This is a genomic window from Parabacteroides caecihominis (assembly GCF_023656785.1).
Taxonomy (GTDB): Bacteria; Bacteroidota; Bacteroidia; order Bacteroidales; family Tannerellaceae; genus Parabacteroides; species Parabacteroides segnis.
Genome location: NZ_JAMOKS010000028.1, coordinates 62,677 through 89,022, shown reverse-complemented (window position 1 = coordinate 89,022; position 26,346 = coordinate 62,677). Strand labels below are relative to the sequence as shown.

The following is a 26,346-nucleotide window of genomic DNA, read 5'->3' as shown; positions in this document are numbered from 1 at the left end:
CTTTCATATTCTTATAAATATCTGGAAAAGGGGTTGAAACCCACAGAGGAATCCGGCAAAACCGGAAGGTTTATCTATCCGTCAGTTGAAACTGACGGCAAAAGAGAGCCTGCGGCATGGGGCTTTGCCCCATTAAAGAGACACAAATAGCTCATATTTGATAAATTATGAATCAAAACTTCCTAAACTCCAATCGGGCATAATCCGATTGTAATACTAGATGCTTTGATGTTAATTCTTTGACGCCGAAGCGTTGCTCCGTTCCGTTCATGCCAAATGGCAATAAATCTTCAACTTTACTGACCGGCATGACTACAAACAATGAATCTCCGGTATATTCCATATTGCCGGTCTGACTGGTTACATCAACCTTCATCAGATTGATTGTATGCAAAGCAACACTGTAGTATGCCCGTTCCGGCGTCTCTTCCTCTCCCGACGCATATGCTATTTTCATGATCTGCCAGCGACCATCCAGGTCTCCGTTAATCGGCGTTTTTCCGCAGGCACTGACTATCAGGGTCAATAACACCGCTATTATGTATCTTTTCATCGTATTTATTGTATTCCTTGTATTCATCGTATCCATCCTGTTTTCCTGATTGTTAACATGCCACCAGCACTTTTACCCAACATCCCGCCTCTGTCAACACCTAGCGATCCTGTAAAATCCCAGCCTTTTAACTGATGGGGCGTATAAGTTAATTCTACCAATGCATTTCCATTCTTTTTGATTTCATAAAATGGCAAACCATAAGTTCCCCAGTTACGGGTAAGCGACAATAAAATTCGATACCGCAAATCGCAAATTGGATTTCCCATAACCCCGAAATGATGTCCCTGCAAGCGATTGCTTTTAAAGACTATTTCTCCATCATCATTATAAATTGGAGAAATGACTAGCGGATTACCAATTCCCATTCCCCAATGCTGCCAACCGGCATAGATGTAGTGGTTGTAATAATTATCTGTACCACTCACTTGTTCCGGTATCTCCGATGTATGATCCCAATAAACAGGTCCCGTTTGGTCTTTCGTTGAAATATATTCGTAAACGAAACTACCGATCACCCGATTCTTGGGAAACGTTATTTCTATTCCTGCCAGGCAATCTTTCCAGCCATATTCACCAAACATCTGCGAATGGTCTTCAAAATAATGTTCGTAATAGGGACGGATTGTCCAATCTTTTGGTGCATACCAGGTTAGTGAAAAGTTCCAGCTGCCTAAATGGTTTCCATAGACATTTGTCTGTTCTCCTGTTGGTGTGCTACTATCTCCCCCGCTCGGAATAAACACTTTAAAGAAATCCTTTATCCCGTTTGGCATATCGATCTTCTTGTCCCCAACAAAAGCATTTCCTCCGAACTGGGCGGCCATCTCAAGACCTCCTTCTAAAATCAACGGAAACTTCTCCCGGTTACCGATCTTCACATACAAATCTTTGGAATGATATAGCACATGTTCCGTATGTTTACTGCCCGGAGCGATAAAGTCCTTCTGCCAGCCGTCATCCGTAAACATTCCATAGGCAATATGCCCTTTAAAAGCCAACCAACCTTTTGTTCCCGGAACAAGCGTATATTCTGGAATACCGATACGAACCTGCGGAATCGGACGCGCATTTCCCGAGAATGTCAAGCCACCGCTACTCAGTAACGAATTATTGAACTCGCTATGCCGCTCCTTACTTCCGATACTCAATCCCAGGCAACGGTATTTCAGATCCGCATACAATTGTTGCACCACAAAAGTCGATGTAAAATTATAAGCCACAGCCAGGTCCGCCCCGAAAGCATACGAGAAGCGTTTATCGCTTTCCAACTCCCGGAAGACCCCGGCACGCAGATACCCGTTATTTTTTTCGATTGATGACAATCCCTGCTTGTTTGCCGTCAGCCAGAAAGGAGTATGCTCTCCTCCGCTGAAGCTGACACCGGTCTCCGCCCGATAACTCAGCCCTTTCGTAAACTGAGCATAAGAGTTTAGGGGAAGCAGTAGAATGCCTCCCCAAAGAAGTAAGTTTGATATTAATTTCATTTGTTATTGATTAGAAAGATTTGAATCAGTCCCCATCATCCCCAAACTGCCCCCGGTCTGTCCAGATTTTCCGAAACGTGTCGCAACTGTTCCCGCCGTTTGGCTATATTGACAAGGATATCGAGACGTATTTCTTTCTTTTTAGGATCGGTTTCCAATAACCGGTGTACGCTTTTTTGTATTTCCTGTAGGATACGGTTTTCCAAATACAGAAATAATAACCGGGTCAGATAGATATTCAGGATATTGGATGCCTCCGGATAAAGTAACCCGAATTGTTCCTTTTCATTGTAAACCAACTGGTCGTATTCGGTATGCAATTCATTTACGATGCTTTTTAGCGCAGGTGTTAACTCCGGCTCCGGATTCCCTGTTCCCAGATGCTCCAGTATCATCCGGTTCTCCTTATTTTCAAAAAGCAAATCATCCGTTTGCAGGATACTTTTCACTAATTCCGTAAAAAGACAAGAAGAACCTTTGAACATATAAAGAGTCTCCGGAAACAACAGGCAAGCCGTCAGCAGCATTTCTTCCGACAAATGAGGTTTCGACAGAAACTTATCGATCAGGGAAACAAAAGCCTCTTTGCCCGACCGCCGAAATAAAGAATCCGGATCTTCCCCTTCCGGTAAAAAGATCGTCTGTACCTCTACCGAATGCGGATTGAGCAATAAAGATATTTTGCGGGCAGCCTCCCGTCCCGGCTTGTCGCCATCCAGTAACAGACAGATCCGGTTCGTGTACTTTTTCAGCAATGCAATCTGTCCGGCTGTCAGGGCCGTTCCGCATAATGCTACTGTATTGGAAAATCCGGCCGCATGCATCGCGATCGCATCTTTATATCCTTCCACTACAAACACAAAGTCTTTCCCCGCAATTGCCTCTTTCGCCCGGTGAAGGGCATAGAGATTTTCGCTCTTTTTATATCCGTTGGCTGTAGATGTATTGATATATTTCGGTTCTTCCGAATTATTGTCCGTTAGCCTGCGGGCGGCAAAAGCTATCAACTCACCGGCTTCGTTGCGGATCGGAAAGATCACCCGGTTGCGCATCGCATACCATTCTTTCGGGACATTCACAGGAGATTGTCCGACCTCAAAATCAAGATAAGCAGGCGTTAACTCCGTATAACCGCAAGCGTAGGGGAGAAGGGAGGAAAAGAACTGTAAGTTCTTTTTAATTGAAAATTGAGAATTGGAAATTGAAAATTGCTTCGCGTCGCTATCTCTGTCGACAGGATTCGCGTTTTTCTTATTAATTTTCAATTCTCCATTTTCAATTTTTAATTTCCCCACCGCCTCCATGAAATTACAATGTTCCGTCTTCTCTATAAATTCGATCACATCCCCATGTTCCCCGCAGGCAAAACATCTAAAAGTCTGTTTTTGAGGATTCACCACCAGCGACGGATGATGATCCTCGTGGAACGGGCAATGTCCTACATAGTTTATCCCTTTTCGTTCCAGTTTTACCGTCTTTCCGATCACCTCTTCGATAGGGTATGAAGCTTTCAGTTGTTCTATTTCTATCTTTATCATGATCTTCTCCGGATATTATAGTTCGTGATGCGGGTATAACTCTCATTATAGCGGTAACGGGCAATCCCGGTCGATCCGTTACGCGTTTTTCTTATGTATAGTTTTCCGACCTGTTTCAGGCTCTCCCCGGTGACTTCATCCTGGGTGATCCCGTAACGTTCGGGGATATAAACGAAATAAACACAGTCCGCCACCTGTTCGATCACGCCCGAATCACGTAAATCGTGCAAATTCGGGATATGCGCCTTATCGCCTGAGTTCATACTGTTACGGTTCATTTGCGAAAGGACAAGAACCGGGATATTGGCATCCTGTGCCATTTGCTTGAATCCCTGTATATTGTATCCGACCGTCTGATTCGCATTTTCCCACCCCTGTTTTTCCATTTTCATCACCTGTAGATAATCCACAATCACCAGGTCGCATTGCTTCTTGCGCTTTTGGAGCATCACTTGGGCACGGATATTTTCCAGCGTGTTTGCCGGAGTATAGTCAAAATACAACGGAAGGTCCTGGAACTCACCCGCCATTTTTTCCATCTTCAACAAATCCTCCGGGTTAGCACCTGTGATACGCAAACGGTTGGCATCTACCCCTCCGAATCCGGCAAACAGGCGGTTCATCGTTTGTAAACCGGTCATTTCCATGCTGAAGAAACAGACATGTTTTCCCGACAGGGCTACATTCATGGCAATCTGCATGGCTATGGCTGTCTTGCCGTCGCCGGGACGTCCGGCCCCAACGGTGAGTTCGCCATTGTAAAGTCCTCCGGTCACATAGTCGAACTCTTCCAGTCCTGTCTTGATGCACATCGTATCCACTCCGTTTTCCAGACGTTCACGGTGCATATTCAATACCTCGTTGGCTGTTTTTCCGATCCGGCTGACTTGTTTGCCGACAATACAGGTTTCCCGCAGTTCCATCAATGACGATTCCGCCTTTTCGATCAGAGCCGTGTAGGAGGAATCGAAGCGGTTTGCCTTTGCTTGCAAGGTAGTGAACAAAGCACCCAGCAGGCGAAGCATATACTGCCGTTTCACCTCTTCGGTATATTGCATCAGGTTGCCGGTATGGCGTATCTGCGTCATGGCAGCGTTGACGATGGCAATCCCGTTCATTTCTTTCCAGCGTTTTTCATCCAGACAGCGCATCTCGATATCGGTGGTTACCAGATCCGCTTTTTCGCCCCGGTTGTTCAGGGAACAGATGGCTTTGTAGACAAAAGCGAAAAACGGGTCGCTGAACATTTCCGGCTTCAGAACCGGAGCAACCTGCCATATGGCAGATTCGGAAGACAAAAGTGCACAGATCACAGCCTCTTCCACCTGGCGTACAGATTCTATAGTTTCCATAAGCGTCATTAATTAGGTTGATTTGTTGGATTCTGCATGCTTCGTCCGCCCATGTTTCTTTCGGCTGCTGCCATTTGGGTGGCGGCTGAACTTTTTGAGACATCGGTCTTTTTATTTCCTCCGGTTTCCGGTTCGGTAGGTACAAAAGTAAATTCATCGTAACCGGTCAAATATATACGGCTTCCACCGATAATACGTTGAATGGATATCAGTTTAAGATATTTCATTCTCTTCAATAGGCGGCTCAATGTGCTGCCACTTACATCCATCCATTTGGCTAGGGTAGATTGTTTCCCGATAAATTCTCCTCTACGGCAGGTATAGGCTCTTTTATTTACGATACAATACCCATCCGTATGGTAACAAATGCCAAACAACAGCAGATGTAAATGAGCCATCTGGCGGTCGATAATGTCATCACTCTGCATCCGTTTGAATATAGAGCGGGGTGTCTTGATGAATGTTTGTCCGAGGAGTTCCGTGATAGATAATTCCTTTGCAAGCGGTTCATTTTCAATCTTTTTCTTTCTCATAACAATACAATTTAAAAGTGAAAAATTACTGAAAGAGAAAATGAAATTAATTGGTTATTCTTAGTTGTCTGAAAATGAATGCTATAAGCCATGTGCTGAAATCGTTTTGTCCGAAGGTCTGCAAGACTATATAAATATAGAAAGAACTTCTTTATAAAGATATATAAGCCTCCGGCATTTTTTCAGATTACAAAAAATAAAGAACTGACTTCTTTTAATCTCTCTGCAAAGGTAAATATGAACTTCTCCGGATGTAGTACCGTTTTAACCCGTTCTGCGTTTCTTAGAATGTTGTCTTACAGCGGGTTAATAAATATTACTTCTTATCAGTTGATTTGGCTTTGTTTTTTAACTCTGTTATAAACTCTTGTATTTCAGTATAATAGTCTGAATATTTGTCGAATAGTTTCATGTCTTTGCAAACGGTACTCGCTGCATACTTAAATTTGAAAAATGGATTTATAAATTCAGCAACTTTCTTGTATGAATAACCTCCCAACAGACCGTTCTGTTTCAGTGCAGCAAAGAGTGCAATCATAAAAACTACATATTCTTCAGGAACATGTTTATCATCCTTTTTTTTTATTATTGTTAATCGGTTTACGCATAATCATTTGGTATTATGCTGCAAAACAACATTCCTATGCAAACTAAACCGATCTCCTTTTCTCCAAAAAGATATATCTTTTGCATTCAAAAGTCCCTTATTTCATCTTCAAAACATATATCTTTCATCTTCGAAATAAGGGACTTTTCAATTCTCAAGGTTCCCCTAAAAAATCGACAATCACTCCGACCTGTTTCGGAGTCAGTTTTCGCTGTCGTTCGCAGAATCCGGCGGCTTTTAATGTTTTGACCAGTTTTTCGTTTCTTACCACCCAGCGATGCAGCAAACGTGATGCTGAGTTCGGATGCAGATCCGGATTATAGCAAAGTGCCAGTTCCGTCCATCCGTAACTACGGATTTTAAATTTTTCTTCGTCCATTTCCTTATGTATTAATTACCTCTAAGATAAGAAATTAAATCCATATAAAGAAATGAAATTCAATGTTTATACGCACTATTTATATATTTATCGGGACTTAATGAACCCTTCGTCTCCGATAATGACATTTCATGTCACAGCCGTTTTCCAGCACCCTATCTTTGTCATGTTATCGATAACCAACCAGTTAACCGTCAATAGCTTTCGGAGTATTTCCATTGGCATATTGGCACATTGTCAAATTAAAAAATTATTTCCCATGGCTTTAAGTTTCCACTTAGTAAAACGTCCCGACATGCGCAAAGACGCTGCCGAAGGTTCCAAATTATTTTATGCACAGGTCCGTTCATTGAAGAAACTCGATTTCAACAAGCTCTGCGATCTGATCGCTGTTCGAAGCACCGCTTTTATCGGTGATGTGATGCTTGTCATCGAAGGTCTTCTTTCCGTCATGGAAGAACGCCTGGAAGAAGGCGATGTGATCCAGATGGGCCGCCTGGGTAACTTCCGTATGGTTGCCGGCAGCAAGGGTACTGAAAACGAAAAGGACTTCAATGTATCCCTCTTCAACAAGGCTCGTATCGTCTTCTCACCGGGCACCATGCTCAACGAGATCCGCAAGAATGCCAAATATGAAAAGATGGATATCGAAACCGTTACTCCGCCTACAGGGGGAGGTTCGGACCGTCCGGAAATCGAGTAGTAACGTATCAATTATCCGTTATGTTAAAACAGGAATTTATCAAACAATATCTTTTCCCCGCTCAAAAGGCGGGGGAATGTTTCGGAATCAATCCGATCGTCATCCTCGCCCAATCGGCCATCGAAACAGGGTGGGGGGAAAGTACCCTGGCAAAGGAGCATAACAACTTCTTCGGTATCACCGCTTACGGACGTCCTAATGCTTTCTGGAAAGGCAAAAAGACTGATCTTTCTGAAAACAGCGGCCATACTTCCTTATGGTTCCGCACCTACGAATTGGCGGAAGACAGTTTTATGGACTTCGCCCGTCTGATCCACACCGCTTATCCGGTAGCTGCCTCACTCAGTGCCCACCCTTCGGCTTATGCCAAAGAGATCGCTTACAGCAAATACATCAGCGAAGTGAATGGTGACAACCGTGCTGCTTATCAAAGGATGCTGGTGTCGATTTGCCGGACGATCGAAAGGATAATAGTTTGCTGAGTTCACCTTTTATCAGAATTGAACTAGTTAAGTGTTGTTGCTTGTCCTGAAAGGACTAACTGTGAATAGCCCCCGGTGAAGCCGGGGGATTGGGAATGGCATCCGGCCGATGAGCCCTGAAAGGGTTCAATCACAATGTATTATTCGCCCCCTTCAGGGACGCACCATCCGGCATATATCGGGATCCCCCGGCTTCACCGGGGGCTATTCACAATTGAACCCTTCGGGTCCACAATGTCGCTAAATGACTCAAATCTTTCTAAATTTTAATTTATACAAAATGAAAACTCTTGAAACAATCCTTGCCTTCCTCACCAGCCTTGCCCGGATCATCTTTCCCCGCAAGCAAAAGCCGGCAGCCGGTGACTGCCCTTGTTCCCATCCCTATCCTCGTCCTCTTCCTGATGGCGATCACCCTGCTGTCTCTCCTGATGGAGCAGACGGAAGTGACGCTGACTGCTATCGGAGCGATACTCTCGCTCTCCACCAGGGCGACTGGGGAACCAAACAACATGTCGAACCCATAGATATTGCCGGTTACAGCCTGATGGCTGGGGGACTGATCGGCGGTCTGTACAAATTATTCACTGCATGAGTTACGAAGAAAATTGGTGAGCGAATGCTGGATACGTCATATCTTATTGTTTTGAATCTACTCCCCGTGCTTGACACGGGGACTATTCACTGTTAGTCCCTTCAGGACAAAATCTCAAATTCACATAAAGCCTCCGGCTGCCAACCTCTGTAAACTGCTGCAAGCAGACGTAGACGGGTATTACCGGTACTGGCTAATACCTTTTCATCAGAAGCATATTTACGTAATTGCTTTTCAGCCTCTTGTGTCAACGACTCTACTTTTGTTGTCGTATCATCCCGTTTCAAAAACTTCAACTCTATCAAGTACGAATACTGCATATCCGGATAATTAGCCAGATTAGGCATTAAATAAAGATCTGAGAAACCGCGACCTGCTTCAAATTCCGGCCAGATGATAAAATAATCCGTCAATCCCATATAAGCAACCATTAATGTTTTAATGGTTGTTTCCTGATAGATCGCATCACGAAGGACTGCTTTCTGATCTACCTGTTTGGCAAAAAATTCCAATGCAGCCTCCCATTCTCCAAAATAGGCCATACGGCGCATACTATCGGATAACTCCATAAACGGAAAAACGACCGATTCGCGTTCTTTCATCGCTTCTACAAGGTAGCCGTAAATCTGTTCGCGAACAGCCAGGTTAGGGACTTTCATAATTGTTTCACCATACTCAACCCGGTCGTAAGTCAGTAAACCGAAATAGTATAATAATGAAATAAAATTACCCGGATCAGCCAGATTCTCTGCCGGAAAACTATCTTTAATCACATTCCCGTTTACTTCATCGGTATCGATCAAACGGGTTATGACCGAACGCCCTTCCTCCTGCATCTTGTCGATACGGATAAAATGCCGCAATTTACTATAGTCCGTACGAATATTACGATCCAGCATATCGGAAGGCGGACGTTTTTTTTGCAGATAATTGTTCAGGAAATAAAGAACCATGTCCGAATTATACATTGTCTGACCAATACATTCTTTGGCAAAACAATAATTGTCATACCAAGGCTTCATCATCCGGACAATATCATCGATAGGATCGGCTAGCATTCCTTCCGATTGGTAATAAGATAACATATCGAATAGTTCTGATTCGCTGAAACCTACCATCGAATTAAATTGCTCATCAGTCGTTATATTCGTCCCGATATTGAACCCACTCGTCACATCGTCCAACGTAACAGGCGACACACCGGTAATGAACATTCGCTTAACAGGTGCATCCGGACCAGTGGTAATGGCTTTGACAATATTGAAAAATCCGCGATAAAAGCCTGAATCATGTGTCAGGGCACGATACACATTATTACCCTCACTGGATAATATCGTGTTGGTGAAATTATCATATTCGTCGATTAACAGGTAAATAGGCAACCCTAGCATAGCGGCACGTTTACCGATAAAGTTTAACTGACTGGCTGCTGTCTTCAGTTCCCGGATTTCTTTTGGAAAACTGGGTTCAAAATACGAAGCATATTGATCGGCAAAAGCCTCCATCTGAATTTTAGCATAGCTATTGAAGGTATCTTCCAACGCTTGTCCCGTACCACGAACGGCACTAAAATTGAAATAGAGTACCAGATATTTTCCTTGCTCACCGGTAGGATGTTTACTGATGTACTGATTGCCAAACAACTCATTAAATTTATCGGCATATCTCACATCATAGTAACAGTAAAGCATACTCAGGAATAAAGACTTTCCAAAACGACGCGGACGGATCAGAAACAGGAAACGAGCTGTCTGCTCCAACATATTAATATACTGTGTCTTATCTACATAGTAATAATTATCGGTCATTACTAATACATAATCCGTCAATCCGTAAGGTATTTTCTTTGCCATATCATCTTTATTTTATATTTCCACCCATTCTCTTGGGCAGTAAACATACAAAGATAAATAATTAAACCGAATGCACTGTCTAATTTTCAATTCTTCATTTTCTATTTCCTAAAGCTCTCCCTGGAATAGATTAGTGTCGTTGTCTTGAAGGCTGGGGGACTGATTGGCAGTCTGTACCTGATATCCGGAAGAGGAATGGGAGGATGAAGAGACGGATGTTTGATTGTTTGAAGTCTGTTATCTTCTCTGATATGGAGGGGTAACAGACTTTTTGTGTATATAATTAATTTAAATCCTTTATTATTCGATGAATCGTGGCTCGTAATATAGGAACATCTACTTTTACGATTCTAAAGAGTTCATCTGCATCAATATCAAAATAATGATGTACAATAATATCACGTGTTCCCATTACATTTTTCCACGGGATTTCCGGATAATTAATAAGTAATGATTTACCAGTATGTTTATCCAGCGTTTTTAACGCTTTCGCCCACTGCTATAACCTTCATACAAACACTATCCATTAAAATCATACCTTGGTCGGAAAGTAAAAAATCATCAACGGTAACAATCTCTTTACAACGTTCTTCTATGATTGAAAGAGTTGACTCTATTAATTCCAGTAAATGCAATGTTTCTTCTTGATCAAACATAGACGCCCTCCTTCTGTATTCTTTTTTTGAGAAAAGTATCCATCCGATCTCTGAGACGTACAATATCCACCTGGCATCCCAACAATTCTTCCAACTCGTTTTTTATACCAGCTAGTGCAAAGAGCCCTTGGAGTTCACCTTCAATGTAAACATCCACATCGCTGTTTTCATGTTGTTCCCCACGGGCTACGGAGCCAAACACACCCATCCTTCGGATTCCATATTTTGAAGCCTGCTTCGCTTTGAAATCCTTTAATAGATTAATTATTTCTTGTGTTGTTCTCATTATCCGATTTTTAGGAACTACTGTATTATATATCACAAATATATACTTTTCTTCTATATATTACGTAAAAAAGAAAATAAAACTAATTTTTACCTACGAATAAAATACTATTCGCTTTTAAAGGTAATTCCTTCCGATGCATCATGTACAAATTCAAACTCTAACGTCCGGGCCAGCCCTTCTCCCAAGGTATAAGGTGCTTTGAATCCGGACTCCTGTACTTTGGTTGCATCAAACTGTGTTGTGGCACAGAATTTTTTTACGCGGACAGAGCTTACGGTCAATTTCTTCCGGGTCAGGAAAGCCAGTACATCAAAGCAATATCCTCCCATCATTCCCAACCAAAGCGGAAAATGAGTGGCAGGAATATGTTTCTTTAAAACTTTACTTACATGGTCTACCAGTTCATTCATCGTGAAATCAGGTTTATCGATGTAATTATATACATTGTAACCTTCCGTTTTATTCTCAATCAGGAACTTGATAAAAGCGACAATGTTTCCCACGTAGGCCATTGACTTTTTATTATTCCCTTTTCCTACCATCAGGAACTTACCTCCGGAGATTTGCCGCAGCAGAGTAAAGTGAAGTAGGGGAGACGTCATCACGGTGTTCGGCAGCAAGTAAAACAACTAAATCTGTTCCGACCAAGAGTTCTGTTAGCTTGTTTTTATCTAATACATTTGCTATCGTTGTTATTCCTGGATGGAAATGACTTTGTTGTTTGTCGATGTTTGCAACATCAAAAGAAGTACAATCTTTTAGTAGATTAATAAGACGAGTACCGACGAAACCGGAGGCACCTATGATTGTTATTTTCATGTTCACCTAAGTAAATGTTTATATATTATAGTTCTCAATTTATTAGGAATTAAACGAGAGATAAATCGAATGAGAATATTTTTGATGAAAATACTTTTATCTATAAATTTAATTCTAAGTAATTCCCGTTCAAATTTCAATTCTATTAATGCATAATTAATACCTCCACGTCGTTTAAACATTTCAGAGGAAGATCTGAAATAAAGTAAACTTTCTTGAATGTTATAAAATTTAGCACCATTTATAAGCATTCTAACCCATAAATAGTAATCCTCAAATAAAGGGAAATGCTTATATCCACCAGCAGCAAGAACAGAGGATTTTCTGAACATGACTGCAGGATGATTTATCGGACTTCTTTTTTTAGCAAACTGATATATTTTTTTATGATATTCAGGTAATTTTCTTATTGATAATATGTGATTAGTATCTCCTTGAAATTCGTCAATCCAGGAACTGACAATGTCAATTTCCGGATGATTCTTAAAGATTTCCAATTGTTTCTCAAAGCGATTAGGTTTTGCTATATCGTCAGTGTCCATTCGGGCCACGAGATCATAAGAACAATACTTTAAACCCTCATTCAAAGCTCTGCCTAATCCTTGATTTTTTGGTAGAGTCACAACCTTCAAAGACCTATAACGAGTTGCATAGTCGGACACCACAGCATCCAACTCCAAAGTCAATGGCCCGTCTTTAACCAATACTATTTCATCAGGTAGCTGGCTTTGCGCCAATAAACTATCCAGACTTTGCTTAAGGTGAGAAGATTGCTCTTTTATGTAAAGAGATAAAAGAACAGAAAACATGGTAATATCTTAGAAGATGTTTTAAATTATTTGATGATTTTATTATAGTCTTATGGTTACAAAGAATATTATTATCTTTTACAAATAAAATTTGAATAGTTTCTTAGCTTAAATAATAGATTAAGAAACTGGTAGCTTTTTCTTGATTACCGCAGGAACTCCCGCAACCATACATCCTGAAGGAACATCACGGGTTACTACCGAACCGGCAGCAACCACTACAAAATCACCAATTGTAACTCCTGGAAGTATTGTTGAATTGGCTCCTATCCATACATTTTTACCAATTGTTACAGGAGCTTTTTTATAAGGATACAACTTTGATAAAGCATTGTATGGTCCATTCGGATCTGCAGAAGTCAAAATCTTTGCGCAATAAGCTAACGTAGAATTCTCTCCTATAATGATTTTATCCCTAGCTATTAATACACACCCCGAACGTACTTCCGCATTTTTATCCAAATAAATATTTTTATAACTGCCCACCACATAAAATGGACGAATAGGCACAGGGCAAACTACGCTCTGTGGATGAAAATGCATTCCGCACAAGCTAAAATACCATTTGCGAAATTTACTTAATAGAGTTGCTAGCATAGATTATTGCTTTAAAATTTTATACGCATCAAACTGATGTAAAGATACTTGTTGCTCTATTGGAGGCAATTTCATATAATCTCCATAAGTACGCTTTAGATAAAAATCAAAATCTTTAGGGCTATTGAAATATTCTCCTTCAAAAGGAACAGATACAGTCTGATTAAATATCTGACGAGGATAAATTTGGTGGTAATCTTCCGCAAGTGCTACACAAGCTGTTCGTTCAGAATGTTCATAAGGATATTTCTTTGCCAATTTTAGAACTTTATTTTGAAAAAATCTCCATCCGACCAATTGGCAACATTTCCATGCTACATATATGAATGCATCCGTTATCTTTTTAATAGGGACTTCCGTATACACAGATAAAGAACGCATCTGTCGCCAAAGGCAGACTTTCCTCATGTGAAGACTTTTCTTGGCGGGCATGCCATCTAAAGGAAAAATATCTATCCAAATTCCCAGACCTTTTATGTCTAAAATAGGTAAATTTACCTCACAAACCGTATCAGTGGCAGTCACCTTTGCAAATTCATAAAAATAGTTATTTCCCGGTGAAGGAAACAATAATCCAAAATTCAAAGATTCGTTTAGAGTCTTCTCTTTTTGCCATATCTCTATGAATTTATCATAATCCGGCCTTGGCATACAAATATCAATGTCATCATCCCAAGGAATAAATCCTTGATGCCTCACAGCACCTAATAAAGTGCCATAAGCTAAAAAATAACGAAGTTTATGACGATTACAAATCTTTACGACATGTTTCAGAATATCAACTTCAATATGTTTAATTTCCTCAATCTCTAATTTCTTTCTTTCCATTCGTTCAATGTTTATGAAAATACCCCAATAAGTAAAAACTCCATCGAAAAGTAACTTCCGAAATCAAAAAGAGGCGTGATGAAATTCGCTCTGCTTTTCCAGGATAAGATATTAATTTACGTAGTTCTTCTTGAGTATTGTAATTTTGGGTAAGCTGTTTATAAATAATTGTGTTGTGTCTTAACAAAGATAAAATCAAGAACTTCCAAAGCGTCCGTGATACAGCATATTGCTTGATCGTATCTTTTACAGGACTGTTATACTGCTCATAATACGCTGCCACCCTTTGGGATGCCCCGATACTGGTCAGACTCTTTTCATTTAAAGAGGCCATAGCGGAAGCATCGTTTACCCGATAATGATAAAGAACAACCGAAGTGTATGCCACCTTGGAGATGTGCAACAGATATTTCATAAAGAACTCCCAATCTTCCCCTCGAGCACAACCCAGGAAGAATAACAGTTGATGTTGCACAATGACCTCCCTTTTGAAAAGCATACAACAAATTTGCGGATGAAAAGTCTTGTCCAAAAGAATCTTCTTCGCACAATCTGAAGCATTGTTCACCCAGGTTGTTTTTACGGTTTCTACCGCTGAAGGGGTGGATATCTTTCTCGTGAAATTACAGATAGTAAGTTCCACCTCGTTTGTCATTAACGACAATAAAGCTTCCAAGAAATTAGCCTGTATCGTATCATCGCTGTCTACAAAACAAATATATTCGCCTTCACACACACTCAAGGCTTTGTTACGGGCAGCAGATACGCCGGCATTTGATTGTGAAATGACTTTAAAGCGAGAATCTTTTTGCGCAAATTGTTGTAAAATACTTTCTGTATTGTCTTTACTGCCATCGTTCACACAAATGGCTTCCCAATAAGGATAGGTTTGCTGCAACACGGATGACAGACATTTGGCAAGATAAGGTTCTGCATTGTAGCAGGGGATAATAATAGAGATTAAATAAGACCTCATTTTAACAACATTTATTTAATATTTCATCAAAGCCAACCACTAACTCATGTGAAATATTTTTTATTCCGGAAATCCATTTAATTAGCACAATATTCATAGTAAGCCGATAACGAAACTGAATAAAGCTGAGAAAACATGAACAACATTAATAAATTAAAATTATTCTTAGTAAGACGCAATTGATATAACTTGGGATACATATACGGCAATAACAATAACAACGGATATTTCAACATCTCATAGTACCGATAAAACATTGGACTCGTAGTTCCAAATAAGAATAAACCCAGTAACAGAAATAGAACAAACACATTGGTAAATGAGCGTAATCGAACTATAGAAATATCTTTGATTTTTATTTTATAACCCAACAATGCTTTGATATAAGCTATCACAGCAAAATTATAGGGAAGGAACATAATAAAAAATCCAATTGTTCCACCAATGGAAGCAAATAAATGTTTATCATATTGCAAATATCCTTCAAACGATTCTTTTGAGATAAAACCATAAGCTGCCAAGTAATCTATTAAGTATCGATTAAAAGTAATACCAACTATTAAAAATAGCGGATATGACAATACAAATAACTTACTATTGATTTTAATTCGTGAAAAGGGAAGAAATAACAGTATTGGTAAAATTGTTTTATGCATAAATGCGCCTAAAATTGCAAAGAAAAATCCTTGCAGATATTTTCTTCTACTCAGATAAACAACTGCAATGAAATAAGCGGTAATAGCTATCGGACAACGGCCTCCTACTGCATCCGGCAATATAAATAAAGAATACCAAAAAAGCGTATGAAAATTATTTGTGCGTGTCAACTTTAAAAGATACCCTAACAAAAGAAACATTGTAACAAACACATGCAATCTCCACAACGTATAATCTCCATTTACCCACTTTGCTAAAAATATATATACAAATTCCATGTGAGTGGGATTAAGTGGATTCGTACTTAATCTACTTATTTCATGTTGATAATGAGCATAATCGCCTGTAAAATAAGCGTATGTGCCCAAATATATAAATAGCAGGAAATAGCATTTATATAACAGGCGCGGATAGTATTTCCCCTGATTAACTTTATAAGTTATATATAAGAGAGAAATAAGAATAAATAGATATAATACAATATTACCAATATAAGGAAGCATATTCAGCTATTTTGTTATTTCAGTGAATACAGGCAATTATCATAATCACTCAAATGGTTCCCAATTACCTATTTTCTGCAATCCTTTATATATCAACCTGTCTTTAATATAATTGCATAATGTCGTAACTCCCATTTTAGACTTATTGATTGCGTGTGAATCATCCCAGATATTACTGATAAATACTCCATCTCTCTTTTGATTCACACAATGAGGTTGCAAAGCCATAATCTGCATTCCTCGTTTTCTTAGATAAATCCAATCATCAGCAACATAATCTGCTTTATACTGCAAAAGGTGTTTTGCTGCCGCTGCATTAATCATATAGCTATGAGTATAATAAGCATCATATATCCAAGCAATGGGTAGATTCTTTATCTTTTGAGTTTTGTAATAGACATACCCCCCGGAAAGCAATAAGATTGTAGGTTTTTCCGTTTGCATCAAAATTTTGGCTTGAGGCAAAAGTTCGCTGAAATTGGGTTTTAAGTCAATATCGTCTTCCAAAATAACTCCATAGGGTAAGTCCTCATCCACTATTTTCTTAAAAACTTCTCGATGACTTAACGTACACCCTATTTCATTAGGCTGTACATTACGACCATATCTCTTAAAAGCGGAATGGTTGTCAAATCTAGCTTCCAATTCTTCCGATGTCAATGTTTTGCCATAGACAGCTTCTATAAATTCGCTATCCAAAAGAGAAGTGTAAGGTTGCAACAAGTGTTGCATATATTCTTTTCTTTCCCGGTCTTTTGGTAAATTGATTATATAAGTCTTTATTCTCATCACACATTATTCTTTTAAGGTTGCAATGAAATTATGTACCGAATGCCTCATTTCTATGGGAGGCAGTTCCATATAAGTAGCCCCATAAATGCGAGTCAAACACTCATGATAACCAATAGGGGCATCAAAGAAGTCGTGTTCAAACTCAATTTTCACAGACTGTTCAAAATAACTTTTATGCATCATTTGCTTATCCAAACTGTATCCCATAAAGTCAGAAGACGCTAGAGAATACTTTCGTGCAATCTTATCTATCTGTTTCGGATAATGGAAAGCTCCAAGACATTCCCCCAATTTACCTATACACCGAAATAATTTTGCAAGTTCCTTATGTGTTAAGTTCAGTTCCGGATGAATATTGATAGTTGCTGTTTTCAGAATAAACATATACTTTAACAGAAATCGCTCTAATTTACAGGGCACTCCATCCAACGGAAATACATCTACATAGACTCCATAATCTTTGATGGGGCGAAATCCAATTTCTTCCAAGGTAGTATCCGTATCCACAACTTTAGCAAATTCGTAATAATAGTCTTTCCGATTCCTGGTAGAGAATACTTGATATTTCCCCTTACTGTCATGCTGAATTTGAAGAAATTTTTCATAATCCTCCCGAGGCATCCAAATATCAATATCATCATCCCAAGGAATAAATCCTTTGTGTCTTACCGCACCTAAAAGTGTACCATAAGCTAAATAGTAGCGCAGCCCATATTCCTCACAAACGTTACGTATATGCTTCAATATTTCCAGTTCTATATTTTTCAGCTCTTTATCTTCCAATTCTTTGCGTTTCATCCTATTTTTACTTTTATGAAAAGAATACTTTCCCAATTTTATCCTTCAGCACTTTACTCCCCTGCGCTTTGTATATATTCCAGTTGGGATCTGGTTGTATATAGTTCCCGTAAAAGCTTCTCAGATGTTCGTCGTAATTGGAAGGTATTTTCACACGAATATCTAAAAAATCATAGTCACAAAAACCTTTATAGGGGAATATATCCTGCATCGTCCAATAACCGCCTATCTCATCTATAAATTCGCGGGACATTCTTTCGGGATCTGTTATGAATTCATAACAATACATTGTATTTTTATCTTCCGCTATATGAAAATAAAAGATATCAATCGAAATACCTTGAGATACATACGTCTCTTCAAAAGCTTCTTTGCCATCATCCACCATAATATAGCGTGTCCTTTTGAACCCATGTTTTTTCAGAATTTTCTCCAATTGATCCGGGCGGTTTTTCAGGAACATTCCCACATCAATATCATCATCATGCGCAATAAATCCCTTTTCCCGAATGGCTCCAATCAAAGTTCCGAATTCAAGCCAGTACATACAACGGGTTTTATCCAATGCTGTGCAAAAACGAGCCAGTACATCACGGCCATTTTTATGGAAACTTTTTTTCTTGTATTGAGATACTCGAGATTTATATTTTCTATAAGTATCCAGAAACAAATAGCGTAGCACTTTATTATTGTGGAATTTATCGGCTAAACGATAAATAAAACTAAATTCTATCATCAAATTAAATTATTAATAATATTATGGAATTCTAAAAAAAGCATCACTAATACAAAAGATGATAAGATATATTTATTTAAAAGTCTTACAAATAAATCTACTATATCTCTATGTTTATCACTGAATTTTCGGGCAAATAGTCTGTTCGACTCTAGAACCATCTCCTTGTCTGCCATCTCAAAATCACTTGGATTGATAGACCGTTTATTGTACATTTAATCTTGGTGATTTATCAATTGTATACAAGATTACACTTGTTTTTTTCTTGATATATAAACTATCTCTCTAAAAGGATAATTGTATATTAAAGTTTGCAAAAAAAAAATGTCGGATCAAAAAGTACAACGATGCATCTTTAGATACGATACTTCATAAGGTGAAATATACTTTATGAATCCTTGGGTAAATTTCTCTTTGATAAATTAATAAGTCGATCGTAATCATGTTGTAACATATGAATATCTACATCATCACCCATGGAACAAAACCACTATGCCAAACAGTTCCTAATCTATATGTTTTTGCCATTTTTATAAATTAAAACTAAATTGTGTAATACATTTAATTTTAATAAATAAGCACTACCTATATATATAAGACATCCTAGTATGGGAGATATTATCACAACATACCATATGTTATTAAAACAAAAATAATTGACACTATAAATTATTCCTCCCATCAGTAAAGCAAGAAAAAAACAAGGTGAAATATCTTTTAATTGTATCCATAAACTTAATCCCATTAATGATTTTGTGTAATATGTATTCAGATATGTTGCTATTAGAGAGTAAAGAACTCTACCACAACACATACCTACAATTCCAAAAGGTATAGAGATAAATAATATTGATGTAGCTATTGTTTTCTTTATTATTTCTAATTTTAAAGACAGATCAGATCTTCCTTTGACCCATAATAAATTAAGATTTATAGCACTTAAGTGATCGAACATCCAATCAAAACATAGTATTTGTAATAGAATGATTATTCCAGACCATTTGTCTGTTAAAAGTATTTTTATTAATGGTTCAGCTAACACCGACAACCCAATCATCAATGGAAATATGATAAAAGATGATAATTGAATATATTTACGATAAGCAATCAACAAACGTTCATCATCATCTTGAATGCTACTTAACATTGGGAACGTTACGCGAGATATTACTGCGTTTAAATTTGATGAAGGAAAACATGCAAACTGTTCTGCACGTGTATAATACCCTAGATCCACAGCCGAAAATTTGCGACCAATTACAATTGCATATAGATTATAATAAACTGTATGTATCAAATTTGATAAAAATAGTTTTGATCCAAATGAATACAAATTATTAAAAGATTTCAATGAAAAACGATTTAAAGGCTTCCATTTCAAAAAAGAGTAAAATAAAATCGTTAATAACAATGCATTTATTAAAGACTGGCATACTAAAGACCAAACGCCGTATCCTTTATAAGCCATTATTAGACCAATAATTCCTGATATCAGTGCTGATGATAAAGAGATCTTAGACTGTATCTTAAAATTTATTTGAATCGTTAGCTTTGCTTTATGAACTATTGATAGAGACGATATAATTAAATTTAAACCTATAACACGAATTATAGTAGTTAGTGTTGGTAAATGATAAAAATCAGCAATTAACGGAGCGAAAATAAATAATAATAAATAGAATACAACTGCAGTAACTATATTAAAATAAAATACTGTAGAAAAATCTGTTTCTGTCCTATTTCTACGTTGAATTAATGCATTTGTAAAACCACCGTCAATAAAGGCTTGCGAAATTTGGAGAAATATAGTAAGCATACCTACCATACCATAGTCAGAAGGTAATAATAAACGTGCCATAACTATATTGATAGTGAACTGTACTGCTTGTAGTGAAAAGCGCTCCACAGCACTCCACAGTATTCCGCTAATAGCTTTATTTTTAAAAGAAGATGTCTGATTCATTCAGTGTCAATTGAAAAATATTTTTTCACAACAGGGGGAACATCTACGACTAAAACCCCAAAAAAGAACATCTTTTGTAATAACAGAACCAGCTGCAACAATACTCATATTTCTAATCTTTATGTCTGGAAGTATAGATATGAGCGCAATGGAATACGGCTTTTATAAGAAAAATGCATCCCCATCATTTTGAAATAGCTTTTTCTAATAAAAAAAGTAAACCTATTATTAATCTTTTCATATTAATAAAACACTCAATAATTCACTGGAATATGGATATTATTGGATTTGAGTCCTATTTGTAATATTTCAAAAAAGTGTTCAATATCTTTTTCATCAATATTGCCCAAAGCACACAACCTAAATGTATTTGTTGTCGATATCTTACCCGGATAAATAGTGAATCCATGCTCATAACAATAATCATGAACTTTCTCAAAATCCCAGTTAGGATCGTTTGGATAGAGAACAGAAACAACCAATCCCGATTGCCATTCCCGCTTGATCACGTCTCTGAATCCCAAAGAGTCCAATCCGGCATGTATTGCATCAAATACCCGGCGGTGACGGGCAAATTTGGCTTCTTCTCCCTCTTCAAAATATTCTTTCAATGCCTGTTGGGTTGCGTAAACGGTCTGGACAGGAGGTGTAAAATGCATTTCTCCTGTTTTCTCGAAGTAGTTGTACTGCAAATACAAATTACAATAATAAGAACGTTTGGGGTATTCTTTGGATTTTTTTATCAGTTCCGTATTTCCGATAATAAATGACAGTCCTGTCATTGACATTAAACCTTTTTGGGCGGAGGCCATACAGAAATCGATGTTGTCCTGCTCTATATCCAATGGGATCATTCCTAGTGACGAAGTCGTGTCTACGACAAATATAGAGCCATATTCATGCGCCAATGCCCCTATTGCACGGATAGGATTTAAAAGGCCGGTCCCGGTTTCATGATGGGTGGTGTAGACCATTGCTATATCGGGATTTTCTTTTAATGTTTCTTCTACTCTGTTCAAGTCAGGTAACTCGTAGACTGAAGAAGACAAATCGATATGGGGAAGACCATAGTATTCACAAACTTCTACGGCACGGGAGCTATATGCACCATTGTTAATTACCAGCACTTTTTTATCTGCCGGTAAAAGAGAGTTCAGGCAGATGTCTATATTGATTGTACCGGAACCACAGAACAAAACAGAGGTATATTTATCTGAATCACCATGAACAACCTTTACCAGATCCTTCCGCATTTGTTTTAATATATCGGCAAATTCCTTTTCACGCGGACAGATATCCGGAACTACCTGTGCCAGTTTTACCGTATCGGTTGTCGTTGCAGGACCGGGGTTTAATAATATCTTTCTCTCTATTTCCATTGTTATTTCTTATTTAGGAAGTTCATGAAATCATTCTTATTCTCTTGTGGAGTAGTTGTTGGCCGTCCCAGATTCTCCCTTGATTCTATTTTTACTTTTATTTCAAGTAATACCGGGCCGTCTGTTTTCTGTAGGATAGCCATCGCTTCCCGGATTTCTTCACGGCTGGTTGCTACTATGGCTTTTTTGTAACTACAGGCCTTGGCTATCAATGGTATATCCAGCTGGAAACCTAAAGTTGGCTGACCTCCGACGGATTCATGTGAGCCGTTATTGAACAGAATGTGTTTGTAGTTTTTCAAGGACAGATTTCCGATATTGCTGATAGCGCCCATATGCATGATGAATGCACCGTCCCCGTCTAGGCAGAAAACGTTCCTGTCTCTGTTTTCTATAGCTATTCCTAAAGCTATAGAAGAACTGTGGCCCATCGAGCCTACAGTCAGAAAATCTTTCTCATGACCTTGTGATTTGCTTTCGCGATATTCAAACAGTTCACGGGATAATTTTCCGGTAGTCGACACTACGATATCGTTATCCTGTAAACTGTCTACCACCAATTTCAGAGCCTCTTCCCGTGAAACTGTAAAGTTATTGGAGGGTACGGTTTTTAGTTTATATTTTCCAAAAGTATCCTTTCGTATAACTATGGCGTGAGGGATATTCCGGGAGCGGGCAGACTTTATGATATCATTGATTTGAACGAGAGCTTTGTCTTCATCCGCATCGAGTATGATATACGGTACCTGCATCGCATCCAGTAAGGCTAACGTCACTTCCCCCTGTTTGACGTGCTGCGGTTCATCTTTTACACCGGGTTCACCACGCCAGCCGATCATTAAGAGAATGGGAAGACTGTAAACCTTCTCATCTGCAAGGGATAGCAATGGGTTTACGGTATTGCCCAATCCGGAGTTTTGCATATAGACAAGGGGAAGTTTTCCCGATGCCATATGGTAACCGGCTGCAATCCCTAAAGCAGCTCCTTCGTTTGCTGCAATAATGTTCTTTTCCACGGGAGTATTGTCTGTGATATAGGCACAGATATTTTTTAATAAAGAATCCGGGACTCCCGTAAAGAAATCAACTCCGTTTGACAGGAATGTTGAATAGATTTTATCGACACTGACCATGTTTTGTTTTATTTTGTACCGGGTATTAATTCCAATATTTCTTTGATTGGCATGCAATAGGTGCGGACTTCTTCGGCACGCTCATTTTCCAGGATTGTTTTTGCCACATTCATCATCGCCGGATAAGCGGCACGCAGTAAATGATTCGCATAGATTATGATATTGGCACCCCAGGATTGGAGTTCCGATTCATATACGTGATCATAGGTTGTTGGGACAACAACTATCGGAGTATGGGTGTATGTCTTACGGAATATCCGGCAAAATTCTTTGATATCTTCTCCGGATTTGTCTTTACTATGGATCATAATGCCGTCAGCACCGGCCTGTACATAGGCATAAGCCCTTTCCAGCGCATCACCGACCGGTTTTCCGGCAATCAGGCTTTCTATACGGGCTATTATCATAAAATCATCCGTTACCCGAGCTTCTTTGCCGGCTTTGATTTTGTTACAGAAGTTTTCTATTGTATCCTGCGTTTGGATGGCATCCGTTCCGAAAAGAGAATTTTTCTTCAGACCGACTTTATCCTCTATTATTACAGCCGATATGCCATGGCGTTCCAATGTCCTTACCGTAAATACGAAATGTTCTATTTTACCACCTGTATCTCCGTCAAAGATGATCGGTTTGGTTGTACACTCCAGGATATTATTCAAATCCTGAAGACGGGTCGTTAAATCTACGGCTTCGATATCCGGTTTACCTTTGCTGGTAGAGTCGGTAAGGCTACTGGACCACATCCCGTCGAATACTTCGCGTTTGTCCCCTTTCTGGACTTCGATATTTTCGATTATCAGGCCACAAAGACCGTCATGGGCTTCCAGAATACGAACGATAGGTTTTGCGTCTATCAAGCGGCGCAGTGATTTTAAACGTATGTCAGGAGTTGTTCCTATGGATTTGATTTCTTTATCCAGAGAGGATGAATTGATCCCTTTTGTATAAGGAATCTCTATTACTTTACCCCCTTGTTCATTCATTATTTCGTATACTTGCTCCCTGATTTCCTTTAATGGCCCATCTTGCCAGTCATCTCCGTGAATAATAAAATCCGGTTTATATTTTTTCAGATTATCCACATAACTCCATTCTTCTTGCGGAACAACGATGGATACTCCTTTTATATTTTCGACAATCTCTTTCCGTTGTTCGTAAGTCAGATAAGGTAGGCGTTTATGATATGCGATAGCTTTATCCGTCAGTAAACCAATCATCACATTTCCATACTTAGTTGCTTCGTGGATGATGTGGATAAGACCGGGATGCATGATATCAGCGGTCATTCCTATGTAAACAGTTTTGTCCATAATTCGTTGTTTATATTTATATACAATATTGAGCCATATGTTTTTCTGCGTAGTCCAGATCCTGTTCGTCGTCAATCTCGTACCATTTCAGGTTTTCTACTTTTAATACGTGAACCGGAAGTACTGATTGGGACATATGTAGTAGTTCGTATTCATATCCTAACTTGGGTTTCTCTTCAACAATTTGCTGATAGTCTATGCACATTTGCTGATAGAAGGAATTTGATATTTTGTGTATACCAACCAGTTCTCCTTTGATATCCAGTTCTTCTTTTTTCACGGAGCAATTTGTCAATACATGGTTCGTATCATATTCTACGAAATATTGATCCTGAAATTTCGTCAGTGAGGAAATCAGCATTACATCCGGCTGTTTACATGCTAAAAGAGAAAGGATAGCCTTCTTTTCAAAAATCAGGTCTGATTCCAACAGAAGAAAATCATCCTGACCAATAGCCTGACGGCTATTGTAGAGCGTATACATGCTGTTTGTTTCCGCATAGCGGGGACTATAGCAGCATTCTATCTGAGGGTATTTAGCTTTTAATGCTTCATACACTTCTTTTTTATATCCGGTCCCGATTACAATACGTTTTATACCGCAAGAAACCAAGGTCTCTATTGAACGGATTATCATGGGGCAACCTTGTACTTCAACAAAGCCTTTAGGTACTAATTCTGTATAATGACCAAAGCGGGTTCCCATACCGGCAGCCATTATCATTGCTGTTTTAATCATTGGAGGTAAAGTTTTGTACGATTGTTAATGTATTTAATTGCTTCCTGAAATAGGAATAAATCAATATGACTGTTACAATCGAGATCAATCCAGAACCGAAAGCTGTATATATCAGCATTGTGGTCCATGATGCTTCGATTGATGTGAAATTCTTTATAAGGAATACGACTGTCGTTCCGAGATATCCGAAAGAATCTGCCAGATAAAGTATAAATACAGCAGTGCTGACAACTTTCAAAGAGGCTATCAGTCGTTCTATCAGATAAGTGAAAGGGATATATCCCATATACATGCCAAGACCGGAAGAGACCATCCACCAGATGGCAGAGATGTTGCCATTAATGTACAACAGGGTTGAAATTATCATCAATGTACTGCCGATGATAGCTATAATATAGATGATGTTTAAGGCCAACCGATTGTTTCGGATGAAAACAATTAAAAACATCAATATAAGGACAAAAAAGGCGATTGGTATTTCCGTCTGTGTAAACACAAATACGCCGCTGATGTTCAATTCTTTCCAAATATTTGCGGCAAAAGAATCTCGTAATTCACGGAAAACCGTAAGGGAGCCGTAAAATAATATCAACATGCAAATGCCCAAGAAGAATTGATGTAGAAACTTCTTTCGTTCTGCTTTATTCATTGGAGAACGTTTCGTCCGGGCTACTATATCCTGTCTATTTGGTGCCGGTACCTGATTTAGCATATAGGTACATATGAGCATGAGAGGGAAACACACTGCTCCTGTAATGACAGGCATCCTATATTCCGAGACATGGAATGTTTCCATGATGAAGCATCCTAATGTTTTAACCAGGCCAGAGGATATAATAAGAGCAACACTTAGTCCTACATTCAGAACCTCGCTAACCCGCCTTCCCTCTATATAGCTAATCAATATTCCCCATATCATTCCTAAAGGTAAGCCGGATAGAAAAATAGCAACAATTTTCAAGGGAACAGGAAATGAGGCGAACCCTAGCAATGCGAGTTCAGAAATGCTCATCAAACCTATTATGTAGTAGCTACGCTGATTTGGCTTCATTGAGGATAATAGCCTGATTCCAATAAATTTAGACAGGGCATATCCTATAACTTCCGATAAAACATACAATATTTTTACATCAAAACCACCAAAGGTCTCTCCTTCATATATAGCTGCCGTAAAAGGTTTCCGAAAAGCATATGCACAAGTGTAAGTCAGAAAAATGAAGACGCTGGCATAAACGGCCAATACATATAACGGTGCTTTTTCTAAGCGTTGTTTGATCATG

Annotated in this window: 30 protein-coding genes; 3 read left to right on the top strand and 27 right to left on the bottom strand. The window is 38.8% G+C overall.

Annotated features, from left to right (window positions below; genetic code table 11):
- Positions 1-172: 172 nt before the first annotated feature.
- The 7 genes from NBH14_RS20670 to NBH14_RS20640 all read right to left on the bottom strand — a co-directional run bounded on the left by NBH14_RS20670 (position 173) and on the right by NBH14_RS20640 (position 6,449).
- A complete protein-coding gene (locus tag NBH14_RS20670; RefSeq protein WP_186960951.1) occupies positions 173-580 on the bottom strand; it encodes a lipocalin-like domain-containing protein in 408 nt (135 codons plus the stop codon).
- Complete coding sequence (locus NBH14_RS20665) at positions 577-2,040, bottom strand: capsule assembly Wzi family protein (protein WP_186960952.1); 1,464 nt, start codon at positions 2,038-2,040, stop codon at positions 577-579. Before NBH14_RS20665 ends, NBH14_RS20670 begins: the two co-directional genes overlap by 4 nt.
- Before the next feature lie 35 nt (positions 2,041-2,075).
- Positions 2,076-3,578, bottom strand: coding sequence for a DNA primase (locus NBH14_RS20660; RefSeq protein WP_186960953.1), 1,503 nt, complete (start codon positions 3,576-3,578; stop codon positions 2,076-2,078).
- Entirely contained in the window at positions 3,575-4,930 is a 1,356-nt protein-coding gene (locus tag NBH14_RS20655) for a replicative DNA helicase (protein ID WP_186960954.1), read from the bottom strand. The genes NBH14_RS20660 and NBH14_RS20655 overlap by 4 nt, the downstream gene beginning before the upstream one ends.
- An 8-nt stretch (positions 4,931-4,938) precedes the next feature.
- Positions 4,939-5,463, bottom strand: a complete 525-nt coding sequence (locus tag NBH14_RS20650; RefSeq protein ID WP_186960955.1) for a hypothetical protein — start codon at positions 5,461-5,463, stop codon at positions 4,939-4,941.
- Positions 5,464-5,779: 316 nt separating this feature from the next.
- Complete coding sequence (locus NBH14_RS20645; RefSeq protein ID WP_129698127.1) at positions 5,780-6,001, bottom strand: hypothetical protein; 222 nt, start codon at positions 5,999-6,001, stop codon at positions 5,780-5,782.
- Positions 6,002-6,224: 223 nt separating this feature from the next.
- A complete protein-coding gene (locus NBH14_RS20640) occupies positions 6,225-6,449 on the bottom strand; it encodes a DUF4248 domain-containing protein (protein WP_128135353.1) in 225 nt (74 codons plus the stop codon).
- A gap of 259 nt (positions 6,450-6,708) precedes the next feature.
- Between NBH14_RS20640 and NBH14_RS20635 the strand changes: the two genes are divergently transcribed.
- The 3 genes from NBH14_RS20635 to NBH14_RS20625 all read left to right on the top strand — a co-directional run bounded on the left by NBH14_RS20635 (position 6,709) and on the right by NBH14_RS20625 (position 8,229).
- Positions 6,709-7,152: an HU family DNA-binding protein gene (locus tag NBH14_RS20635; protein WP_129698129.1), complete on the top strand. Its 444-nt coding sequence runs from the start codon at positions 6,709-6,711 to the stop codon at positions 7,150-7,152.
- A 20-nt stretch (positions 7,153-7,172) separates the two neighbouring features.
- The gene (locus tag NBH14_RS20630; protein WP_186960956.1) at positions 7,173-7,634 is read left to right on the top strand and encodes a glucosaminidase domain-containing protein; all 462 of its coding nucleotides are present in this window, start codon (positions 7,173-7,175) and stop codon (positions 7,632-7,634) included.
- Positions 7,635-7,914: 280 nt separating this feature from the next.
- The gene (locus tag NBH14_RS20625) at positions 7,915-8,229 is read left to right on the top strand and encodes a hypothetical protein (protein ID WP_186960957.1); all 315 of its coding nucleotides are present in this window, start codon (positions 7,915-7,917) and stop codon (positions 8,227-8,229) included.
- A 101-nt stretch (positions 8,230-8,330) separates the two neighbouring features.
- On the opposite strand, the gene NBH14_RS20620 is transcribed toward NBH14_RS20625, so the two are convergent.
- The 20 genes from NBH14_RS20620 to NBH14_RS20530 all read right to left on the bottom strand — a co-directional run bounded on the left by NBH14_RS20620 (position 8,331) and on the right by NBH14_RS20530 (position 26,345).
- Positions 8,331-10,082 carry a PD-(D/E)XK nuclease domain-containing ATP-binding protein gene (locus NBH14_RS20620; protein ID WP_186960958.1) on the bottom strand — a complete coding sequence of 584 codons (1,752 nt, stop codon included), beginning with the start codon at positions 10,080-10,082 and terminating at the stop codon, positions 8,331-8,333.
- A 283-nt stretch (positions 10,083-10,365) separates the two neighbouring features.
- The gene (locus NBH14_RS20615) at positions 10,366-10,494 is read right to left on the bottom strand and encodes a HepT-like ribonuclease domain-containing protein (protein ID WP_350464052.1); all 129 of its coding nucleotides are present in this window, start codon (positions 10,492-10,494) and stop codon (positions 10,366-10,368) included.
- Between the two features lie 55 nt (positions 10,495-10,549).
- A complete protein-coding gene (locus NBH14_RS20610; RefSeq protein WP_250817731.1) occupies positions 10,550-10,738 on the bottom strand; it encodes a hypothetical protein in 189 nt (62 codons plus the stop codon).
- Positions 10,731-11,024: a nucleotidyltransferase family protein gene (locus tag NBH14_RS20605; protein ID WP_186960959.1), complete on the bottom strand. Its 294-nt coding sequence runs from the start codon at positions 11,022-11,024 to the stop codon at positions 10,731-10,733. The genes NBH14_RS20610 and NBH14_RS20605 overlap by 8 nt, the downstream gene beginning before the upstream one ends.
- A gap of 107 nt (positions 11,025-11,131) precedes the next feature.
- Positions 11,132-11,629 carry a Rossmann-fold NAD(P)-binding domain-containing protein gene (locus NBH14_RS20600; RefSeq protein ID WP_284705602.1) on the bottom strand — a complete coding sequence of 166 codons (498 nt, stop codon included), beginning with the start codon at positions 11,627-11,629 and terminating at the stop codon, positions 11,132-11,134.
- Positions 11,577-11,846, bottom strand: a complete 270-nt coding sequence (locus NBH14_RS28710; protein ID WP_284705601.1) for an NAD-dependent epimerase/dehydratase family protein — start codon at positions 11,844-11,846, stop codon at positions 11,577-11,579. Before NBH14_RS28710 ends, NBH14_RS20600 begins: the two co-directional genes overlap by 53 nt.
- A 2-nt stretch (positions 11,847-11,848) precedes the next feature.
- The gene (locus tag NBH14_RS20595; RefSeq protein ID WP_186960960.1) at positions 11,849-12,655 is read right to left on the bottom strand and encodes a glycosyltransferase family 2 protein; all 807 of its coding nucleotides are present in this window, start codon (positions 12,653-12,655) and stop codon (positions 11,849-11,851) included.
- Positions 12,656-12,775: 120 nt separating this feature from the next.
- Positions 12,776-13,252, bottom strand: a complete 477-nt coding sequence (locus NBH14_RS28705) for an acyltransferase (RefSeq protein WP_186960961.1) — start codon at positions 13,250-13,252, stop codon at positions 12,776-12,778.
- 3 nt (positions 13,253-13,255) lie between these two features.
- Entirely contained in the window at positions 13,256-14,080 is an 825-nt protein-coding gene (locus NBH14_RS20585) for a LicD family protein (RefSeq protein WP_186960962.1), read from the bottom strand.
- A gap of 4 nt (positions 14,081-14,084) precedes the next feature.
- Positions 14,085-15,056 (bottom strand): glycosyltransferase family 2 protein, encoded by a 972-nt coding sequence (locus NBH14_RS20580; protein WP_186960963.1) that lies wholly within the window; start codon positions 15,054-15,056, stop codon positions 14,085-14,087.
- Between the two features lie 77 nt (positions 15,057-15,133).
- Positions 15,134-16,216, bottom strand: coding sequence for an EpsG family protein (locus NBH14_RS20575; protein WP_186960964.1), 1,083 nt, complete (start codon positions 16,214-16,216; stop codon positions 15,134-15,136).
- 45 nt (positions 16,217-16,261) lie between these two features.
- The gene (locus NBH14_RS20570; protein ID WP_186960965.1) at positions 16,262-17,005 is read right to left on the bottom strand and encodes a glycosyltransferase family 25 protein; all 744 of its coding nucleotides are present in this window, start codon (positions 17,003-17,005) and stop codon (positions 16,262-16,264) included.
- Between the two features lie 6 nt (positions 17,006-17,011).
- On the bottom strand, positions 17,012-17,806 hold the full coding sequence (locus NBH14_RS20565) for a LicD family protein (RefSeq protein ID WP_186960966.1): 795 nt from the start codon (positions 17,804-17,806) through the stop codon (positions 17,012-17,014).
- A gap of 13 nt (positions 17,807-17,819) precedes the next feature.
- Complete coding sequence (locus NBH14_RS20560) at positions 17,820-18,542, bottom strand: LicD family protein (protein WP_186960967.1); 723 nt, start codon at positions 18,540-18,542, stop codon at positions 17,820-17,822.
- A 511-nt stretch (positions 18,543-19,053) separates the two neighbouring features.
- Positions 19,054-20,505 carry a lipopolysaccharide biosynthesis protein gene (locus NBH14_RS20555; protein ID WP_186960968.1) on the bottom strand — a complete coding sequence of 484 codons (1,452 nt, stop codon included), beginning with the start codon at positions 20,503-20,505 and terminating at the stop codon, positions 19,054-19,056.
- 254 nt (positions 20,506-20,759) lie between these two features.
- Positions 20,760-21,884, bottom strand: coding sequence for a 2-aminoethylphosphonate aminotransferase (locus tag NBH14_RS20550; protein WP_186960969.1), 1,125 nt, complete (start codon positions 21,882-21,884; stop codon positions 20,760-20,762).
- 2 nt (positions 21,885-21,886) lie between these two features.
- Entirely contained in the window at positions 21,887-23,017 is a 1,131-nt protein-coding gene (gene aepY / locus NBH14_RS20545) for a phosphonopyruvate decarboxylase (protein ID WP_186960970.1), read from the bottom strand.
- Between the two features lie 8 nt (positions 23,018-23,025).
- Positions 23,026-24,327: a phosphoenolpyruvate mutase gene (gene aepX, locus NBH14_RS20540; protein ID WP_186960971.1), complete on the bottom strand. Its 1,302-nt coding sequence runs from the start codon at positions 24,325-24,327 to the stop codon at positions 23,026-23,028.
- Positions 24,328-24,343: 16 nt separating this feature from the next.
- A complete protein-coding gene (locus NBH14_RS20535; RefSeq protein ID WP_186960972.1) occupies positions 24,344-25,066 on the bottom strand; it encodes a phosphocholine cytidylyltransferase family protein in 723 nt (240 codons plus the stop codon).
- The gene (locus NBH14_RS20530; protein ID WP_250817730.1) at positions 25,059-26,345 is read right to left on the bottom strand and encodes a DUF5690 family protein; all 1,287 of its coding nucleotides are present in this window, start codon (positions 26,343-26,345) and stop codon (positions 25,059-25,061) included. Before NBH14_RS20530 ends, NBH14_RS20535 begins: the two co-directional genes overlap by 8 nt.
- Position 26,346 lies beyond the last annotated feature (1 nt).

Coding starts and splice junctions, on each gene's coding strand:
- NBH14_RS20595 (WP_186960960.1), bottom strand. CDS start 12,655: ATGTTTTCTGTTCTTTTATCTCTTTACATAAAAGAGCAATCTTCTCAC.
- NBH14_RS20625 (WP_186960957.1), top strand. CDS start 7,915: ATGAAAACTCTTGAAACAATCCTTGCCTTCCTCACCAGCCTTGCCCGG.
- NBH14_RS20535 (WP_186960972.1), bottom strand. CDS start 25,066: ATGATTAAAACAGCAATGATAATGGCTGCCGGTATGGGAACCCGCTTT.
- NBH14_RS20585 (WP_186960962.1), bottom strand. CDS start 14,080: ATGGAAAGAAAGAAATTAGAGATTGAGGAAATTAAACATATTGAAGTT.
- NBH14_RS20635 (WP_129698129.1), top strand. CDS start 6,709: ATGGCTTTAAGTTTCCACTTAGTAAAACGTCCCGACATGCGCAAAGAC.
- NBH14_RS20610 (WP_250817731.1), bottom strand. CDS start 10,738: ATGTTTGATCAAGAAGAAACATTGCATTTACTGGAATTAATAGAGTCA.
- NBH14_RS20640 (WP_128135353.1), bottom strand. CDS start 6,449: ATGGACGAAGAAAAATTTAAAATCCGTAGTTACGGATGGACGGAACTG.
- NBH14_RS20550 (WP_186960969.1), bottom strand. CDS start 21,884: ATGGAAATAGAGAGAAAGATATTATTAAACCCCGGTCCTGCAACGACA.
- NBH14_RS20660 (WP_186960953.1), bottom strand. CDS start 3,578: ATGATAAAGATAGAAATAGAACAACTGAAAGCTTCATACCCTATCGAA.
- NBH14_RS20665 (WP_186960952.1), bottom strand. CDS start 2,040: ATGAAATTAATATCAAACTTACTTCTTTGGGGAGGCATTCTACTGCTT.
- NBH14_RS20555 (WP_186960968.1), bottom strand. CDS start 20,505: ATGAATCAGACATCTTCTTTTAAAAATAAAGCTATTAGCGGAATACTG.
- NBH14_RS20575 (WP_186960964.1), bottom strand. CDS start 16,216: ATGCTTCCTTATATTGGTAATATTGTATTATATCTATTTATTCTTATT.
- NBH14_RS20615 (WP_350464052.1), bottom strand. CDS start 10,494: ATGGGAACACGTGATATTATTGTACATCATTATTTTGATATTGATGCA.
- NBH14_RS20565 (WP_186960966.1), bottom strand. CDS start 17,806: ATGAAACGCAAAGAATTGGAAGATAAAGAGCTGAAAAATATAGAACTG.
- NBH14_RS20650 (WP_186960955.1), bottom strand. CDS start 5,463: ATGAGAAAGAAAAAGATTGAAAATGAACCGCTTGCAAAGGAATTATCT.
- aepX (WP_186960971.1), bottom strand. CDS start 24,327: ATGGACAAAACTGTTTACATAGGAATGACCGCTGATATCATGCATCCC.
- NBH14_RS20670 (WP_186960951.1), bottom strand. CDS start 580: ATGAATACAAGGAATACAATAAATACGATGAAAAGATACATAATAGCG.
- NBH14_RS20630 (WP_186960956.1), top strand. CDS start 7,173: ATGTTAAAACAGGAATTTATCAAACAATATCTTTTCCCCGCTCAAAAG.
- NBH14_RS28705 (WP_186960961.1), bottom strand. CDS start 13,252: ATGCTAGCAACTCTATTAAGTAAATTTCGCAAATGGTATTTTAGCTTG.
- NBH14_RS20570 (WP_186960965.1), bottom strand. CDS start 17,005: ATGAGAATAAAGACTTATATAATCAATTTACCAAAAGACCGGGAAAGA.
- NBH14_RS20620 (WP_186960958.1), bottom strand. CDS start 10,082: ATGGCAAAGAAAATACCTTACGGATTGACGGATTATGTATTAGTAATG.
- NBH14_RS20560 (WP_186960967.1), bottom strand. CDS start 18,542: ATGATAGAATTTAGTTTTATTTATCGTTTAGCCGATAAATTCCACAAT.
- NBH14_RS20530 (WP_250817730.1), bottom strand. CDS start 26,345: ATGATCAAACAACGCTTAGAAAAAGCACCGTTATATGTATTGGCCGTT.
- NBH14_RS20645 (WP_129698127.1), bottom strand. CDS start 6,001: ATGATTGCACTCTTTGCTGCACTGAAACAGAACGGTCTGTTGGGAGGT.
- NBH14_RS20580 (WP_186960963.1), bottom strand. CDS start 15,056: ATGAGGTCTTATTTAATCTCTATTATTATCCCCTGCTACAATGCAGAA.
- NBH14_RS20605 (WP_186960959.1), bottom strand. CDS start 11,024: ATGAGAACAACACAAGAAATAATTAATCTATTAAAGGATTTCAAAGCG.
- NBH14_RS28710 (WP_284705601.1), bottom strand. CDS start 11,846: ATGAAAATAACAATCATAGGTGCCTCCGGTTTCGTCGGTACTCGTCTT.
- aepY (WP_186960970.1), bottom strand. CDS start 23,017: ATGGTCAGTGTCGATAAAATCTATTCAACATTCCTGTCAAACGGAGTT.
- NBH14_RS20655 (WP_186960954.1), bottom strand. CDS start 4,930: ATGGAAACTATAGAATCTGTACGCCAGGTGGAAGAGGCTGTGATCTGT.
- NBH14_RS20600 (WP_284705602.1), bottom strand. CDS start 11,629: ATGACGTCTCCCCTACTTCACTTTACTCTGCTGCGGCAAATCTCCGGA.